11 protein-coding genes are annotated in these 17,961 nt (G+C 71.3%); 9 read left to right on the top strand and 2 right to left on the bottom strand.

Annotated features, from left to right (window positions below; genetic code table 11):
- Positions 1-38 precede the first annotated feature (38 nt).
- On the bottom strand, positions 39-2,666 hold the full coding sequence (gene valS, locus V6N00_RS04865) for a valine--tRNA ligase (RefSeq protein ID WP_334230960.1): 2,628 nt from the start codon (positions 2,664-2,666) through the stop codon (positions 39-41).
- Positions 2,667-2,963: 297 nt separating this feature from the next.
- Here valS and V6N00_RS04860 point away from each other — a divergent pair, with 297 nt between their 5' ends.
- From V6N00_RS04860 to ndk, 8 genes are all read left to right on the top strand, one after another.
- The gene (locus V6N00_RS04860) at positions 2,964-3,947 is read left to right on the top strand and encodes a type IV toxin-antitoxin system AbiEi family antitoxin domain-containing protein (RefSeq protein WP_334230959.1); all 984 of its coding nucleotides are present in this window, start codon (positions 2,964-2,966) and stop codon (positions 3,945-3,947) included.
- Positions 3,948-3,953: 6 nt separating this feature from the next.
- Positions 3,954-4,526 (top strand): GNAT family N-acetyltransferase, encoded by a 573-nt coding sequence (locus V6N00_RS04855; RefSeq protein ID WP_334230958.1) that lies wholly within the window; start codon positions 3,954-3,956, stop codon positions 4,524-4,526.
- A complete protein-coding gene (locus V6N00_RS04850; protein ID WP_334230957.1) occupies positions 4,523-4,951 on the top strand; it encodes a DUF6314 family protein in 429 nt (142 codons plus the stop codon). The genes V6N00_RS04855 and V6N00_RS04850 overlap by 4 nt, the downstream gene beginning before the upstream one ends.
- Before the next feature lie 103 nt (positions 4,952-5,054).
- Complete coding sequence (locus V6N00_RS04845) at positions 5,055-6,737, top strand: APC family permease (RefSeq protein WP_334230956.1); 1,683 nt, start codon at positions 5,055-5,057, stop codon at positions 6,735-6,737.
- A gap of 280 nt (positions 6,738-7,017) precedes the next feature.
- On the top strand, positions 7,018-10,371 hold the full coding sequence (gene ileS / locus V6N00_RS04840; protein WP_416385030.1) for an isoleucine--tRNA ligase: 3,354 nt from the start codon (positions 7,018-7,020) through the stop codon (positions 10,369-10,371).
- 95 nt (positions 10,372-10,466) lie between these two features.
- Entirely contained in the window at positions 10,467-11,933 is a 1,467-nt protein-coding gene (locus tag V6N00_RS04835; protein ID WP_416385038.1) for a bifunctional folylpolyglutamate synthase/dihydrofolate synthase, read from the top strand.
- Entirely contained in the window at positions 11,930-12,385 is a 456-nt protein-coding gene (locus V6N00_RS04830; RefSeq protein ID WP_334230953.1) for a DUF4233 domain-containing protein, read from the top strand. Before V6N00_RS04835 ends, V6N00_RS04830 begins: the two co-directional genes overlap by 4 nt.
- Positions 12,386-12,476: 91 nt before the next feature.
- On the top strand, positions 12,477-12,893 hold the full coding sequence (gene ndk, locus V6N00_RS04825; RefSeq protein ID WP_334230952.1) for a nucleoside-diphosphate kinase: 417 nt from the start codon (positions 12,477-12,479) through the stop codon (positions 12,891-12,893).
- Positions 12,894-13,004: 111 nt separating this feature from the next.
- Here ndk and V6N00_RS04820 read toward each other — a convergent pair whose 3' ends face one another.
- Complete coding sequence (locus V6N00_RS04820; RefSeq protein WP_334230951.1) at positions 13,005-13,676, bottom strand: vitamin K epoxide reductase family protein; 672 nt, start codon at positions 13,674-13,676, stop codon at positions 13,005-13,007.
- A 486-nt stretch (positions 13,677-14,162) separates the two neighbouring features.
- Between V6N00_RS04820 and V6N00_RS04815 the strand changes: the two genes are divergently transcribed.
- Positions 14,163-17,948: an Rne/Rng family ribonuclease gene (locus V6N00_RS04815; RefSeq protein WP_334230950.1), complete on the top strand. Its 3,786-nt coding sequence runs from the start codon at positions 14,163-14,165 to the stop codon at positions 17,946-17,948.
- Positions 17,949-17,961: the final 13 nt, after the last annotated feature.

Raw genomic sequence — 17,961 nt, 5'->3', positions numbered from 1 at the left:
TCCGATCCGGATGACGGCGCCCTCTCGCGTGTCCGGTGTCAGCCGGCGATGTTCTCGCTCGGGGCAAGGACGATGTCGTCGACGGTGAGCTCGGTGCCGTTGACGCCGTCGGCGACGGTGAGCGTCAGGTCACTGACGTTGCCCGCGGCCTTGAGGTCGCCCAGCCCCGCGCGGAGCCGTTCGATGGCCGCCTCCGTGCCGGAGATCGACGCGGAGAGCACCTCGGTGCGCTGCTTGACCTTCGCCTCGGACTTGGCCTTGCGGACGCCCGAGAGTGCGATGCCGAGCGTGGGCAGGATGCCGGTGTCGCCGTCGAACCCGCTCGCGGTCGGCCACGCCGCCCGGTGCACGGAGCCGCCGCGCCACCAGGACCAGACCTCCTCGGTGGCGAACGGGATGAACGGTGCGAACAGGCGCAGCAGCGCGTCCAGGGTCGTGGCCAGCGCGGCGAGCACGGAGGCCTGTTCGGCCTCGCCCATGGTCCCGTAGGCACGGTCCTTGATCAGCTCGACGTAGTCGTCCGTGAAGGTCCAGAAGAACGTCTCGGTGATCTGCAGCGCACGCGCGTAGTCGTAGGCCGCGAACGCCTCGGTCGCCTGCGTGATGACGGCGTCCAGGGACGCGAGCAGCGCGGCGTCGAGCGGTTGCGTGAGCAGGTGGGCATTGTCGTCGTCGAGCACGGACTCCTCGGTGGCGCCGAGATTGAGCACGAACTTGGAGGCGTTGAGCAGCTTGATCGCCAGGCGCCGGCCGATCTTCATCTGGCCGATGTCGTAGGCCGTGTCACCGCCCAGGCGCGCCGAGGCCGCCCAGTAGCGCACGGCGTCGGAGCCGAACTGGTCCAGCACGTCGGTCGGGACGACGACGTTGCCCTTGGACTTGGACATCTTCTTGCGGTCCGGGTCCAGGATCCAGCCCGAGAGCGCGGCGTGCTTCCACGGTGCGGCGTCGTTGAGGGCGTCGGCCCGCACGACGGAGGAGAACAGCCAGGTGCGGATGATGTCGTGGCCCTGCGGGCGCAGGTCGAACGGGAACACCGTGGCGAAGAGGTCCTCGTCCCGGCTCCAGCCGCCGACGATCTGCGGCGTCAGCGACGACGTCGCCCACGTGTCCAGCACGTCCGGGTCGCCGGTGAAGCCGCCCGGCTGGTCCCGCGCGGATTCCTCGAAACCGGGCGCGGTCTCGGCCACCGGGTCCACCGGCAGCGCGGCGTCCTCGGGCAGGATCGGGTGCTCGTAGTCCGGGTCGCCGGCCTCGTCGAGGCGGTACCAGACGGGGATCGGCACGCCGAAGTAGCGCTGCCGGGAGACCAGCCAGTCACCGTTGAGGCCGTCGATCCAGTTCTCGTACCGCGCCCGCATGAACGCCGGGTGCCACTCGAGCTCCCGGCCGCGCGCGATCAGCCGCGCCCGTCGGTCGGCGTCGCGGCCGCCGTTGCGGATGTACCACTGGCGGCTGGTGACGACCTCGAGCGGCTTGTCGCCCTTCTCGTAGAAGTTCACCGGGTGGGTGATGGCTCGCGGTTCGCCGTCCAGGTCACCGGACTCGGCCAGCTGCTGCGCGATCGCCTCGCGCGCGCTGAACGTCGTCTTGGTCGCCACCTGGGCGTAGGCCTCGCGGCCGGCGTCGGTGGTGATCCACTCGGGGGTGTCGGCGATGATCCGGCCGTCGCGCCCGACGATCGGCCGGGTCGGCAGGTCCAGTTCGCGCCACCAGGTGACGTCGGTCAGGTCGCCGAAGGTGCAGATCATGGCGATGCCGGAGCCCTTGTCCGGCTTGGCCAGCTCGTGGGCGACGATCGGCACCTCGACGCCGAACAGGGGAGAGGTCACGGTCTGGCCGAACAGCGGCTGGTATCGCTCGTCGTCGGGGTGGGCCACCAGCGCGACGCACGCCGGGATCAGCTCGGGCCGCGTCGACTCGATGTAGACCGGGCCGGAGCCGTCCGTGCGGTGGAAGGCGATCCGGTGGTACGCGCCGGGGCGTTCGCGGTCCTCGAGTTCGGCCTGCGCGACGGCGGTGCGGAACGTGACGTCCCACAGGGTCGGGGCCTCGGCCAGGTAGGCGGAGCCGGAGGCGAGGTTGGCCAGGAAGGCGCGCTGGGAGACGGCACGGGAGGTGTCGTCGATGGTGCGGTACGTGCGGGTCCAGTCCACCGAGAGGCCCAGCCGGGTGAAGAGGTCCTCGAAGACCTTCTCGTCCTCGACCGCGAGGCGCTCGCACAGCTCGATGAAGGTGCGGCGGGAGACGGCGACGAAGTCGCGCTCGTTCTTCGGGGGAGTGGCGGGCGGCTGGAAGGACGCGTCGTAGGGCAGCGACGGGTCGCACCGGACGCCGAAGTAGTTCTGCACGCGCCGCTCGGTGGGCAGGCCGTTGTCGTCCCAGCCCATCGGGTAGAACACGTTCTTGCCCTGCATCCGCTGATAGCGGGCGAGCACGTCGGTCTGCGTGTACGAGAACATGTGCCCGACGTGCAGGGAGCCCGAGGCGGTCGGCGGCGGGGTGTCGATCGAGTACACCTGTTCGCGGGTGGAGCCCTCGGCGAACCGGTAGGTGCCGTGCTGCCGCCACCGGGCGGCGTGCTTCTCCTCGAGACCCTCGAGGGCGGGCTTGTCGGGCACGGAAACGGTTGCGGGCGCGTCTATGCCCTCACGGAGTTCAGCCATGGTCTCGATTGTTCCATGCGCGACGGCCCCGTCCGGCCGCGTGGGTGGCGCGAGGGACTCCGGTGCATCGGCTACACCGAGTGGGACCGGAGAGGCGGCTGCGACCGGTTCGCCGTCACACCAGTCACACGGGCATCACTCGGAGTAGCCGATGCACCGCCCCTCGGTCGGCGGTGCGGGCGGCCGTGCACGGAGACCCGTGACCGGCCGCACGGTGGCGGTGTCCGGCAGGAGGAGCCGACGGGCCCGGGTCGGTGCCCGGTGTCCCGAGTGCCCGGTGCAACGGCTACCGCGAGTGTGACGGAAGGGGCGGACGTGACTGAAATCCACCACTCCAGTCACGTGCGCATCACTCGCTGTAGCGGTTGCATCGCTCGACGCCGCTTCTCCCTCCACCGAGCGCACCTGTTCACACCCAGATGCCCACACGACCCGTCCCGAGCCCTGAGCGGGCAGGCTCGCGGCATGGGAGCCCTGGAGATCCACCTGGCACGGCACTGGGGTGTGATCAGGGCGCGCGATCTGCGATCCCTCGGCGTGGGTCCTCGGGAACTGCGGCGACTGATCGACGCCGGGACGTTGATGCGGTGCGCTCGCGGTGTGTATGCGGCGCCCTCTGCCGAACGCGACGTGGTGCACGCGGCCCGGCGCTTCACCACGCTGACGTGTCTGTCCGCATGCCACGCCCATGGCCTGTGGGTCTGGCACCAGCCCTTCCCGCCCCATGTCCTCCGCGCCGACGGACCGCCCATCCGCGGGGCGGTCGTGCATCGTGGCGTCCGTGATCCGCACGAGCAGGTCGCCGGTGTGCTCGACGCGCTGGTCACCGCCTTCCGGTGTGCACCGCCGCGGGAGGCGATCGTCGCGGCCGAGAGCGCGGTCGTCCAGCACCGCATCACCGTCGACGACCTCGTCGCTGCGTTTCCGGGCCAACGCGACCGGCGCATCCGGGCGTCGATCTCGCGCATCCGCGCCACCGGTCAGTCGCTGCCCGAGACGCTCGCCCGGCTCGCCCTCGAGGACGCCGGTCTGACCATGCGCCCTCAAGTCTTCATCGAGGGGGTCGGCCATGTCGACGGAATGGTCGACGGGCTGGTCTGCGAGATCGACGGCCGTGCCTTCCACTCCGGTCCGGTCGAGTTCGAGGAGGACCGCCGTCGCTGGAACGCTTTGATGGAGCTCGGTATCCCGACCGTGCGGATCCCGGCACGGTGGGTGCTCGCCGACCCCGACGCGGCAGTGGTGACCGTGCGCCGTGTGCTTGCGAGGCGTGGCGGATGACGAGCCGTGGACGACACTGGAGCGATGATGATCCGCCACGCCGAGCCCGAGGACCTCCCGTCGGTCGGGACACTCCTGCGCGGCGGCTCGCTCGACTCCGTCGAGAAGGCCCTGACCGATCCCGACCGGGTGGTGCTGGTGGCCACGTCGGCCGATGGCGAGGTCGTCGGCTGGGCCAAGACGCACCGGTGGTGCGATGACGACCCGCCCGCCCCCGCGGGGCACTATCTCGGCGGCGTCACCGTGGCGGAGGACTGGCGCCGGCGCGGCATCGGCACCGCCCTCACCCTCCGCCGCATGGCGTGGGTCCGCGAGCGCGCGAACGTCGCCTGGTGCGTGGTCAACGCCCGCAACACCGCCTCCCTCGCCCTGCACCGGGCCCTCGGCTTCGTCGAGGCAGCCCGCGGCCCGCGCTTCCACACGACGACCTTCGACGGCGGCCTCGGCATCCTGCTGCGCGCGGGCGACGCCGATCGCTACGCTGACGCGGTGACCACGTCCCGCGCAGCCGACCAGCCGAGTGCCGCCCGGCCGAGCCCGACCGGACCGAGCCGCCCGGAAGTCGGTACCGGCCCGTGAACGGGACCCTGGCCTGGTTCGTCGGCCGCTGGTCGATGGAGCGCCGGCTCGACGACCGCCGCGCGGGCCGCGCCTACACGGTGACCGGCACGGCGCTGTTCCGCACGACGGACGTCGACGGCGTCCTCGCCTACGAGGAGACCGGCGAGCTCGCCGGTGACGGCCAGCCGCCCGCTCCCGTGCAGCGGCAGCTGACCTGGCACGACGAGGGCGGAGCGCGGGTGCTGCTCCGGTTCGCCGACGGCCGCGAGTACCTCCACCTCGACCTGAGCGACGGCCACGCGGACGGCGTCCACCCGTGCGCCCCGGACACCTACCTGAGCACGCTGACCGTCGAGGACGACGACGCGTGGTCCGAGACGTGGGACGTCACCGGGCCCGCGAAGGACTACACCGCGCTCACCCGCTATCGACGCCTGGCGTGATCGAGGGCACTTTGACTGCCCGCGTCTTCAGTAAGGTTGCCTAATAAGCTGCCTGGCGATCCGTTGCGAGGTGGAGACGTCTGACAGGTTCGGAAGGAGCGCGATGGCAACGACAGACAGCCAGCTGCGCGGCGACGGCAACACCAAGCTGAAGCGACACGTCGGCCCGATCGGCCTGCTGTTCGCGGGGATCGGTTCCATCATCGGGTCGGGCTGGCTGTTCGGGGCGTTCAACGCCTCGGTCATCGCCGGGCCGTCGGCGATCTTCTCCTGGCTCGTGGCCGGCTTGATGATCATGCTCATCGGCCTGTGCTACGCCGAGATCGGCCCCATGTTCCCCATCTCCGGCGGCGTCGTGCGCTACCCGCACCTGGTGTGGGGCTCGTTCACCAGCTACTCGCTCGGGTTCATCACGTGGATCTCCTCGGCGGCCGTGCCGGCGATCGAGGTCGAGGGCGCCCTGACGTACGCCACGAAGTACGCGCCGTTCACCACCCCGCACGTCGTCAACGGCACGACGGTGCACACCCTCACCGGTCTGGGCCTCGTGCTGGCCGTGATCCTGATGGCGATCTTCGTGGCCATCAACTACTACGGCGTGCGGCTGTTCACCCAGATCAACAACGTGCTCGTGTGGTGGAAGCTCGCCGTCATCATCCTGGTGATCGCCGTCTTCCTGATCACCGCCCTCGGCACGACGACGATGGGTTCGCCGGCCAACTTCACCTCGCACGGCTTCGCCCCGAACGGCCCGGCCGCGGTGTTCACCGCCATCTCGACGGCGGGCATCACGTTCTCCTACCTCGGCTTCCGGCAGGGTGTGGAGCTGGCGGGGGAGACGGACAACCCCAAGCGCAACATCCCGCTGGCCATCATCGGCTCGGTCGGCATCACCGCCATCATCTACGCGCTGCTCCAGGTCGCCTTCACCGTGGCCGTGCCGGGCGGCCTGCTGGACCGCTCCGGCAGCTGGGCCAAGCTGACCTTCAACGACGACTTCGGCCCGCTGGCCGCCCTGTCGAGCCTCGCGGGGCTGACCTGGCTCGCGATCCTGCTGTATGCCGACGCCGTGATCTCCCCGGCCGACACCGGCCTGGTGTACACGACCATCGCCTCGCGCGTCTCCTACGCGATGGGCCGCAACGGCAACTCGCCGCGCTGGCTCGCGACGAACAACAAGCAGGGCGTGCCGTACTGGTCGCTCGTCGTCACCTTCGTCGTCGGGCTGATCCTGTTCCTGCCGTTCCCGAGCTGGCAGCAGCTGGTCGGTTTCATCACGAGCGCCACCGTCATCTCGTTCGGCTCCGGCCCGCTGGTCGCGGCCGCACTGCGGCGCTCGATGCCCGAGCGCGAGCGGCCCTTCCGCCTGCCGTTCGGCGACACCATCCCGCTGCTCGGCTTCTACAGCGCCAACATGATCGTCTACTGGGGTGGCTGGTCGACCAACGCCAAGCTCTTCATCACCATCCTGCTCGGCTACATCCTGCTGGTGATCTTCCAGTTGGTCGGGGACCGCCGCCGGAAGCCCCCGCTGGAGTTCGTCGCGGGCGCCGTCTGGGTCGTCCCGTGGTTCATCCTCATGGCCCTGATCAGCTGGCTGTTCGACCCGGAGACGCACCCGGCCATGTTCGGGTGGGTGTTCCTCATCAACGCCGTCGTCAGCGTCGGCATCTTCTACCTGGCTCTGCACACTCGGCTGGCCACGGACAAGGTGCTGCACTACATCGCGGACGCCGAGCACGAGTCCGAGGACGAGGACGCGCTCGCGGGCGGTCACGTCGGCTGACGCGGTGGGGCCCAGCGAGGCGGGGCGGCACCCGCTAGACTGGGCCCACCAGCATCGACCCGGCCATCACCGGCGAGCTTCCGGAAGAACGGCCCGCAGCACCAGCGCGCGAGCCCAGTAGAACCGGACGGGTGCGCCCGTCATCGCGACACACGAGAGGCCGGAGGCCCGGGAGACCGGAGCACCCGGCAAGTGAGGTGGTACCGCGCTCGCGGACCGGCAGCAGCCGGTACGGGCGTCCTCGCACGAGAGAGCAAGACCCGTGCGAGCGCAGATGAGGATGTCACCCGTGTACCCCAAGGCCTCCGTCCGCGGCGAGACCGCCGGCGCGAATGCGACCGCGTCCGCCAGCCCGAGCTTCCCCGCGATCGAGGAACTCGTCCTGTCCTACTGGGACCAGGACGGCACCTTCGCCGCCTCGATCGAGAACCGGCCCGCCGGGCAGGACGGCGAGAACGAGTTCGTCTTCTACGACGGCCCGCCGTTCGCCAACGGTCTGCCGCACTACGGCCACCTGCTCACCGGCTACGTCAAGGATCTGGTCGGCCGCTACCAGACCCAGCGCGGCAAGCGCGTGGAGCGCCGCTTCGGCTGGGACACCCACGGCCTGCCCGCCGAGCTCGAGGCGATGAAGCAGCTCGGCATGACGGACAAGGCCGAGATCGAGGCCATGGGCATCGACAGGTTCAACGACGCCTGCCGCGCCTCCGTGCTCAAGTACACGCACGAGTGGCAGGACTACGTCACCCGGCAGGCCCGCTGGGTCGACTTCGACCACGACTACAAGACGCTCAACGTCGAGTACATGGAGTCCGTGCTCTGGGCGTTCAAGTCCCTGCACGAGAAGGGCCTGACCTACTCGGGCTTCCGCGTGCTGCCCTACTGCTGGCACGACGAGACCCCGCTGTCCAACCACGAGTTGCGCATGGACGACGACGTCTACAAGATGCGGCAGGACCCGTCCGTGACGGTCACGTTCCCCGTCGTCCCGTCCGGCCACGCGCTCGACGAGGCGCTCGCCGACGTGCGGCTGCTCGCCTGGACGACGACGCCGTGGACGCTGCCGACCAACTTCTCCGTGGCCGTCGGCCCGGACATCCGGTACGCCGTCGTCGCCTCCCCGGACGGAACGAAGAGCCTGCTGGCCGAGTCCCTCGTCGGCGCCTACGCGAAGGACCTCGGGTTCGCCGACGCCGACGCCGCGACCGCCGCGATCGGGTCGACCTACGAGGGCACCGAGCTCGGCGGCCTGCACTATGCGCCGCTGTGGCACTACTACACGGACGTCGAGACCTGGGGCACGCAGCACGCGTGGCAGGTCCTGGTCGAGGACTACGTGACGACGACGGACGGCACCGGGCTCGTCCACCAGGCGTCCGCCTACGGCGAGGAGGACCAGCGCTCCAGTGAGGAGGCCGGCATCCCGGTGATCCTCTCCGTCGACGAGGGCGCGAAGTTCCTGCCGATGTTCGCGGACCCCCGGTACGCGGAGAACGGCACCGAGGCGCCCCTCGCCGGCATCGCCGGCCTGCAGGTCTTCGAGGCCAACCGGACCATCATCCGCAACCTGGCCGCCTCGGGCCGACTGGTCCGTGAGGCCAGCTACGAGCACTCCTACCCCCACTGCTGGCGGTGCCGGAACCCGCTGATCTACAAGGCCGTCTCCTCCTGGTTCGTCGAGGTGACGAAGATCAAGGACCGGATGGTCGAGCTGAACCAGCAGATCACCTGGATCCCGGAGAACGTCAAGGACGGCCAGTTCGGGAAGTGGCTGGCCAACGCCCGCGACTGGTCGATCTCCCGCAACCGGTACTGGGGTAGCCCCATCCCCGTGTGGCAGTCGACCGACCCGGCGTACCCGCGCACCGACGTCTACGGCTCGCTCGCCGAGCTGGAGGCCGACTTCGGCACCCTGCCGCGCAACCACGCCGGCGAGGTGGACCTGCACCGTCCGTTCATCGACGAGCTGACCCGCCCGAACCCGGACGACCCGCGCAGCCCCGACGAGGGGCAGTCGGTGATGCGTCGCGTCGAGGACGTGCTCGACGTGTGGTTCGACTCCGGGTCGATGCCGTACGCCCAGGTGCACTACCCGTTCGAGAACCAGGACTGGTTCGACCACCACAACCCGGCGGACTTCATCGTCGAGTACATCGGGCAGACCCGCGGCTGGTTCTACACGCTGCACATCCTCGCCACGGGCCTGTTCGACCGGCCGACGTTCCGCAACGTCATCAGCCACGGCATCGTCCTCGGCTCGGACGGGCAGAAGATGTCCAAGTCGCTGCGCAACTACCCGGACGTCTCCGAGGTGCTCGACCGCGACGGCTCCGACGCGATGCGCTGGTTCCTCATGTCCTCGCCGATCCTGCGCGGTGGCAACCTCGTCGTCACCGAGCAGGGCATCCGGGACGGCGTGCGCGCCGTGCTGCTTCCGCTGTGGAACGCGTGGCACTTCTTCGCGCTGTACGCGAACGCGGCGAGCGGGAGCGAGCAGGGCACTGGAGCCGGCTACGAGGCGCAGCGGCGCACCGAGGCCACCGACGTGCTGGACCGCTACGTGCTGGCCACCACCGGCACGCTGGTCCGCGACGTCACCACCGCGCTGGACGCCTACGAGGTCTCCGACGCGTGCGACGCGCTGCGCGACTACCTGGACGTCCTCACCAACTGGTACATCCGCCGGTCCCGGGAGCGGTTCTTCGACGAGGACACCGCCGCGTTCGACGTGCTGTACACGTGCCTGGAGACCGTCACCCGGGTCGCCGCGCCGCTGCTCCCGCTGATCGGCGAGGAGATCTGGCGCGGCCTGACCGGCGGCCGGTCCGTGCACCTGACGGACTGGCCCGACGCCGCGGAGTTCCCCGCCGACGACGCGCTGCTCGTCGCGATGGACGCGACCCGCCGGATCTGCTCGACGGGCTCGAGCCTGCGCAAGGCCGCCAACCTACGCGTGCGGCTGCCGCTGGCCGGGATGACCGTCGTGACCCCGCACGCCGAGGCGCTCGCGGGCACCTACGCGCGGATCATCGCCGACGAGCTGAACCTCAAGGACGTCCGGCTCGTCGACGCCGCGACCGCCGACGCGGCGCAGTTCGGCGTCAGCCAGCAGCTCTCCGTCAACGCCCGCGCCGCCGGTCCGCGGCTCGGCAAGGGTGTGCAGGCCGTGATCAAGGCGGCCAAGTCCGGCGACTGGAGCGTCAGCGACGGGGCCGACGGCGAGCAGACCGTCGTCGCCGGCGGCGTCGAGCTGCAGCCGGGCGAGTTCACGCTGCAGACCGTGGTGGCCGAGGGTGGCGGGGCCGACGGCCAGAACACCGTCGCGGTGGCCGTGCTCCCCGGCGGCGGCTTCGTCGTCCTCGACACGGCCCTGACCCCCGGACTGGAGGCCGAGGGCGTCGCCCGCGACACCATCCGCACCATCCAGCAGGCCCGCCGTGACGCGGACCTGCACATCAGCGACCGGATCCGCACCCGCGTCACCGGTCCCGCTGCGCTGCTCGCGGCCCTCCGGGACAACGAGGAGCTGGTCACGGGAGAGACCCTGACGACGGCGCTCGACCTGGTCGAGGGCCCGGACACCGATGTCACGGTCGAGAAGACCGCCGTCGAGAACGAGGGGGCGCAGCGGTGAGCGGGCACGACGACCGGAACCACCGACACGACGACCACGGCCACGGGCACGATCACGACGACGACCTGACGCCCGAGGAGCGGGACGCCGGTCAGATGCGGGACCTGCTCGGAATCGAGGACGCCGACGTCGTCGGCGACCCGTTCGCCGTCGACGACTCGGACACCGGGTCGGCGCTGCCGGGTGATCAGGACACGACGACGCCGGACGAGTACTCCGTGGCCAGCGTCTACGCCGAACTGCTCGCCCGCGCGCCGGAGAACAAGATGGAGCCACGGCTGGCCCCGCTGCGGCGCGCCGTCGAGATCCTCGGCGACCCGCACCGCGCGGCCCCCGTCATCCACGTCACCGGCACCAACGGCAAGACGTCGACGGCGCGGATGATCGAGTCCGTCCTGCTCGCGCACGACCTGCGCACGGGCCGCTACACGAGCCCGCACCTGACCTCGGTCACCGAGCGGATCAGCATCGACGGGGCGCCGGTGTCCGACGCCGTGTTCGTGCGGGTGTGGGACGAGATCCGGCCCTACCTCGAGATCGTCGACCGGGAGCTGACCGACGCCGGCCAGCCCCGGCTGACCTACTTCGAGTGCGTGACGATCCTGGCGTTCGCCGTGTTCGCCGACGCCCCGGTCGACGTCGTCGTGCTCGAGGTCGGCATCGGTGGCACGTGGGATGCGACCAACGTCGCCGACGGCACCGTCAGCGTCATCACGCCGATCTCGCTGGACCACACCGACATGCTGGGCGACACCATCGAGGAGATCGCCGAGAACAAGGCCGGCATCATCAAGCGCGGCGGCTTCCTCGTCTCGGCTGCGCAGCCGGTCGAGGCCGCCGAGGTGCTGCTGGAGAAGTCCCAGGAGGTCGCCGCCCAGTACCGGTTCGAGGGCATCGAGTTCGGCGTCGAGTCGCGGAACATCGCGGTGGGCGGCCAGCAGCTGACCGTCAACGGGCTCGCCGGCCGGTACGACGACCTCGTGCTGCCGCTGCACGGCGCGCACCAGGCGGAGAACGCCGCGGTCGCGATCGCCGCCGTCGAGGCGTTCCTCGGTGCGGGGGAGAAGGAGCTGAACGTCGAGCTCGTGCGTGAAGGCTTCGCCGCCGTCCGGTCACCCGGCCGCCTCGAGACGGTCCGCACGGACCCGCCCGTCGTCGTCGACGCCGCCCACAACCCGGCCGGCATCGCCGTGACCGTCACCGCGCTGCGGGAGGCGTTCGTGTTCTCCCGCGCGGTCGTCGTGCTCGGCGTCCTGGCCGAGAAGGACGCCGAGGGCATCCTCGAGGCGCTGCGCGAGGCGTTCGCGGACATGCCCGTCACCCTCGTCGTCACCCGCTCCTCCTCGCCGCGGGCGATCGAGCCGACCGAGCTGGCCGAGATGGCGCAGATCTGGTTCGCCGAGGAGTCGGTGCTGGTCGAGGAGTCCCTCGACAACGCCCTCGCCACCGGCATCCAGCTCGCCGACGACCCGCAGCAGTTCGACGGGCTCGTCCTCGTCACCGGATCCATCACGCTGATCGCCGAGGCCCGCATCCTGCTGGGCGCCCAGGAGACCCGATGACCGTCCCCGATCCCGCCGCGGGCGGCCACGCCCCGAACGAGCAGCCCCTGAAGAAGCAGGAGCCGAAGATGGCACGCTCGACCAAGGTGATGTTCGCCTCCGTGGTGCTCGTCACCGAGGCGTTCATCGTGTTCTTCGCGACCCTCGTCGGCTTCGGGCTGCTGCAGGACCTGCCCAAGCCGGCCGTGCTCGGCGTCGGCATCGTGCTCGCGGTCCTCCTGCTGGCCACCTGCGCCGTGCTGACCCGCCCGTGGGGCTACGCCGCCGGCTGGGTGCTGCAACTGCTCGTGCTGGCCACCGGGTTCTTCGTGCCGACGATGTTCGTCGTCGGCGCCCTGTGCGTCGCGGCCTGGTGGTACGGGCTGCGCGCGGGCGGCCGCGTCGACCGGGAGAACCGCCAGCGCGCCCTCGAGCAGGAGCAGTGGGACCGGGAGCACCCGCTGCCGGAGTGAGCCCCGAGCATCCCCGGAGTGAGTGGTCCGGTGCGCCCGATAGGGTGATCAGCGGACTTCCGTCACCCCTGATTGCAAGGAGCACCCCACCGTGAGCACCGAACGCACCCTCGTCCTCGTCAAGCCCGACGGCGTCTCCCGCGGCCTGACCGGCGCGATCCTCGCCCGCATCGAGGCCAAGGGCTACGTGCTCGCCGACCTCAAGCTCGTCCACGCGAACCGGGAGATGCTTGAGCAGCACTACGAGGAGCACGTCGGCAAGCCGTTCTACGAGCCGCTGGTCGAGTTCATGCTCTCGGGCCCCATCGTCGCGGCGACGTTCGAGGGGCAGGGCGTCATCGCCGGCTTCCGCTCCCTCGCCGGGGCCACCGATCCGACGACGGCTGCGCCGGGCACCATCCGCGGCGATTTCGGCCGCGACTGGGGCCTGAAGGTGCAGCAGAACCTCGTGCACGGCTCGGACTCGCCGGAGTCCGCCGAGCGCGAGCTCGGCATCTGGTTCGCCTGAGCGCGACTGCTTCGACTGAGCTCGTGCTCGCGCGGCGTCCACGCCGCGGACATGGCGAAGGCCCCGGACATCGCGTCCGGGGCCTTCGTCGTGTCTGAGCGAACGAGATCGTCAGTGGATGAACATGCCGGCGAAGCGCAGGAAGATCGAGACGACGACGCCGATCGCGAGCAGCACAGCGACGGGCCACGCGGCGTCCTGGGCGATGGCGACCACCCGCGGCGAGGCAGGGATGACGCCGTGCGTGAGGTTGCGCACCGTGGTGTGCACGAGCAGGACGATCATCACGGCCCACACGATCATGCAGTAGATGCACAGCGCGCCGATCACGTAGACGGCCTGCGACCACAGCCACACGCAGAAGATGAAGCCGAGCGCGATGCCGGCGTTGACGGCCAGCCAGTACCAGCGGGCGAACCGCGCACCGGAGAGCAGCGACGCCCCGACGGTGATGATGATGCCGAACGCGACGATGCCGATGAACGGATTCGGGAACCCGAACAGGTGCGCCTGCGCCGACTTCATCACGGTGCCGCACGAGATGAGCGGGTTGATGTCGCAGCTGGTGATGTGGTTCGGGTCCTTCAGCAGGGCCAGCTCGTCGAGCACGAGCTCGCCGGCCGCGAGGAAGCCGATGATGCCGCCGATCACGTACAGCCACCCCAGGCGCGCCCGCCGGTAGAGCCCGGGCATCGTCCGGTCGTCCTCGGCGAGGGCGACGCCGGCGGCGTGGGCGCCGTCGCGCTCGTCGGCAGCGTGCCGGGTGCGGGAGTCTGACTTCACGTGAGGGATCCTGACTGCTCGGTGACGGCCGTGCACCGCGGGCGTCGTCCGTGGACGGTCCTGGCGATGCGGTGCCGATTCTAGCGAAGGAGGATGGGCGACTCGCGTGAGCGTCGGGCCGTTCCGGAGCGCAGTGTGAGAGAATGACCGGGATCGGCTCGCGGTCCACAACGGCGGGCTGGTCCGGCAACAGTCGGTGTGGAGGCCGACGCGGGTGTCCCGGACACCGGTGTCGACGTCGCCATGACGCGACCGACCCGACGGCGAGGCGAGCGGTACCCGCCCTTCGCTGCTCGGAGCACACGCGCCGCCACCCGAGCGTTGACGGCCTGAGCGTGCGGCAACGCCCCTTTTCGCGGCGCGACCGCCCAGGTGAACAACTCAAGTTTCCGGCCGCCGGGGAACCGCCCGGTGAGGCCGGTCAAGTCGCCGCGAGGCGCCGGTTGTGGACGGGGCATCGCGGGTGGAGTACAGCTGAATATGACTATGGACAACGCTGGTTCCGTCACGGAACCGGAGCAGACGCCGGCATCGACCAACGCCGTGACCGGCGAGACCACGGGCGACACCGCCCCTGAGAGCACCACCGCCGCCGAGAGCGCGGCGACGCCGCAGACCGGCACCGCCGCGGAGACCACGTCGAGCACCACCGATACGCCGGCCGACGCGAACAACGACGGAGCGAACACCGACGGCGAGAGCGCCGCCGCCGAGCCGGCCGCGCGACCCACGCGCCGCCGCAGCCGTCGTGGCACCGCCGCTACGGAGCAGGCCGACGCCGAGACCACTGCGGAAACCGCCAGCCCCGCCGACACCTCGGTCGACGCTCCCGTGGCCCCCACCGCCGAGGACCGCGCGGAAGCGGCCAGCGCGGCGGCCACCGAGACGAGCGACACGGTCGCGACGACGGACACCACGGACACCGACGCCGCCCAGAAGCCCGCCACACGCACGCGCGCCACCCGCAGCCGGTCGACCGGCACCCGGAGCCGGAAGAAGGCCGCCGCGACGGAGCCGGCCGAGGACGCCGCGACCGACACCGCCGCTGATTCTGCGCCCGAGACCGCCGCGACCGATTCCTCCGCCGCCGCGTCCGCTCCGCAGGAGCCGGCCGGCGGCGAGACCGCCGAGGATCGCGCCGAGGCCGCCACCGCAGCGGCGGACGACACCACGGCGGAGACGGCAACCACGGCCACCACCGCGGAGACCGCCACGACCCCCGACGAGGATGAGGAGACGGAGGGAGCGGCCCCGGCCGTCGCGCCGTCGCCCATGTCGCTGCTCTTCCAGGCCCCCGACCTCGACCAGCTCCAGGAGCAGGTCCGCGCGCGTCGCGCTCAGGCGGCCGAGGCCGCCGAGGCCGACGAGGACGAGGACGACACCGACGAGGAGTCCGGCGAGGGCCGCGGCCGCAGCAGCCGCCGCGGCGGGCGCCGAGGCCGTGGCCGTGGCCGCGGCACCGTCGGTTCCGACGCCGCCGACACCGAGGGCGAGGACGCCGACGAGGCGACCGGCGAGTCCGGTCGGTCGGGCGGCAGCGACGAGAAGGACGCCGACAGCGGCGAGGTGACCTCCCGCCGTCGCCGTCGCCGTCGCCGCGGCGACTCCGACCTCGAACTGGCCGGCGGCGAGGACGACGACCCGCCCAACACGGTCACCCGCGTGCGCGCGCCGCGCTCGCGCAGCGAAGCACCGTCCAACAAGGTGACCTCCGTCAAGGGGTCCACCCGGCTCGAGGCCAAGCGCCAGCGCCGCCGCGACTCCCGCGAGTCCGGCCGCCGTCGCCACGGCATCACCGAGGCCGAGTTCCTCGCACGTCGCGAGTCCGTCGACCGGCAGATGATCGTCCGGCAGGTCGAGGAGCGCATCCAGATCGGCGTCCTCGAGGACGGCGTCCTGGCCGAGCACTTCGTCTCCAAGACGCAGCAGGACTCGCTGATCGGCAACGTCTACCTCGGCAAGGTGCAGAACGTGCTGCCCTCGATGGAGGCGGCCTTCGTCGACATCGGGCGCGGCCGCAACGCCGTGCTGTACGCCGGTGAGGTCAACTGGAACGCGCCGGGCCTGGAGGGGACCCCCCGCCGCATCGAGGTCGCGCTGAAGTCCGGCGACTCCGTGCTCGTGCAGGTCACCAAGGACCCGATCGGCCACAAGGGCGCCCGGCTGACCAGCCAGATCTCGCTGCCCGGCCGCTTCCTGGTGTACGTGCCCGGTGGCTCGATGACGGGCATCTCCCGGAAGCTGCCGGACAACGAGCGCGCGCGCCTGAAGAAGATCCTCAAGGACCGGCTGCCCGAGGGCGCCGGCGTCATCGTGCGCACCGCCGCCGAGGGCGCCTCCGAGGAGGAGCTGACCAACGACATCAACCGGCTGCGGGCGCAGTGGGAGGGCATCCAGGCGACCGCCGAGGCGCCCAAGACCCTGGCCCCGCAGATGCTCTACGCGGAGCCGGACCTGACCATCAAGGTCGTCCGCGACGTCTTCAACGAGGACTTCTCCAAGCTCATCGTCTCCGGCGAGCACGCGTGGGACACCATCGAGGCCTACGTCACCTACGTCGCCCCGGACCTGCTCTCCCGGCTGGAGAAGTGGGAGAAGGACGAGGACCTCTTCACCGCGTCCCGGATCGACGAGCAGATCGCCAAGGCGCTGGACCGCAAGGTGTTCCTGCCCTCGGGCGGTTCGCTCGTCATCGACCGCACCGAGGCGATGACCGTCGTCGACGTCAACACCGGCCGGTTCACCGGCTCGGGCGGCAACCTCGAGGAGACGGTCACCAAGAACAACCTCGAGGCGGCCGAGGAGATCGTGCGGCAGCTGCGGCTGCGCGACATCGGCGGCATCATCGTCATCGACTTCATCGACATGGTGCTCGAGGCCAACCGGGACCTCGTGCTGCGCCGCCTCGTCGAGTGCCTGGGCCGTGACCGGACCAAGCACCAGGTGGCGGAGGTGACCTCCCTCGGCCTCGTGCAGATGACCCGCAAGCGGATGGGCACCGGGCTGCTCGAGGTCTTCTCCGAGACCTGCGAGGCGTGCGCCGGCCGCGGCATCATCACCCACGGCGAGCCCGTCGAGCACCGCCGGCACACCGGCAGCGGCAACGGCTCGAACACCAACAACGGCAACGGTGGCGGGAGCAATGGCTCCCGGCAGGAGTCGCGGCCGGCGAAGAACGAGAAGAAGCGCGGCCGTCGTTCCTCCGACACCGCCCCGGAGCAGCAGCCCGCCCCTCCCGCCGCCGAGCCGGACGCCGAGGCGGCCGAGCGGGCGGCGAAGGCGCGGGCCGCGATGGGCAACATCGCCAAGGCGCTGCACCCGACCGCCGAGGAGGCGCAGCTGGCCGGAACCGCGCGTGCGCACGAGCAGCCCGACGCGGACCAGGCGGCGGCGCTGGCTGCCGACGCGGCGACCGAGTCGGCCGGCGAGTCCGGTACCGGGCCGCAGGACGGGTCGGGCGAGCACGGCGAGGGCGAGACACGGCCGAGCCGGCGCGAACGCCGTCGCCGTGGTCGCGGGCGCCGTAAGAAGTCGGCGGAGGGCGCCGAGGCCGGGTCCACCGGCGGCCAGTCCGGCGAGCAGGGCGACGACGACATCGAACTGACGATCAACGGCGAGCGGGTCACCGTCCCGCACGGGCACCAGCCGCAGCGCGCCGGCGGGGACCTGACGCTCGAGTCCCTCACCCGGGCGTTCGACCAGGTCGGCGGGCAGCGCTCCGACGACGCTGTGGCGGCGGCCGTGCAGAACGCCCTGCGGGCGGCGGACGAGGCCGACGACGAGGCGCCCGAGAACGAGGACGACGAGACGGCGGAGACCACCACGGTCGAGACCGGCACGCCCGCGACGTCGTCGGAGACCCCCGCAGCGGAGCGTCCCGTCGATGCGGCTCCGGCCGCGCCTGCGAGCCCCGCGCCGTCGACCCCCACGGTCGAGGACGCGGCGTTCCCCGCCGAGACGCCCAGTGGCGCGCCGGCCGCGCCGGCCGCACGTCCGCGGCGGCGTTCGCGTCGCGCGGCGAGCAGCGGCGTCGGCGACGCGTCGAGCATCACCGTCGTGGACACCGCGGCATCCGCGGCGGAGCCGTCGACGGCCGTCTTCTCCTCCGGTGCGGCGGCCCGCCCCTCCGGTCAGGTGTCGGCCGCGTCGCCCACCGTGCTCGGCGTCGGCGTCTCGGCCGCGGACATCGCCCGTCCCGGCCGGAGCGGCGACCAGCAGGACGGCGCAGCCAGCACCGGGACCAGCGCCGAGGAGGCCGGCAGCGTCGAGTGATGCGGCGCTGATA

Origin of the sequence: Tersicoccus mangrovi, from assembly GCF_036881825.1 — a bacterium.
In the GTDB taxonomy this organism is placed as follows: Bacteria; Actinomycetota; Actinomycetes; order Actinomycetales; family Micrococcaceae; genus Tersicoccus; species Tersicoccus mangrovi.
This window is presented reverse-complemented; position numbering and strand designations above follow the sequence as displayed.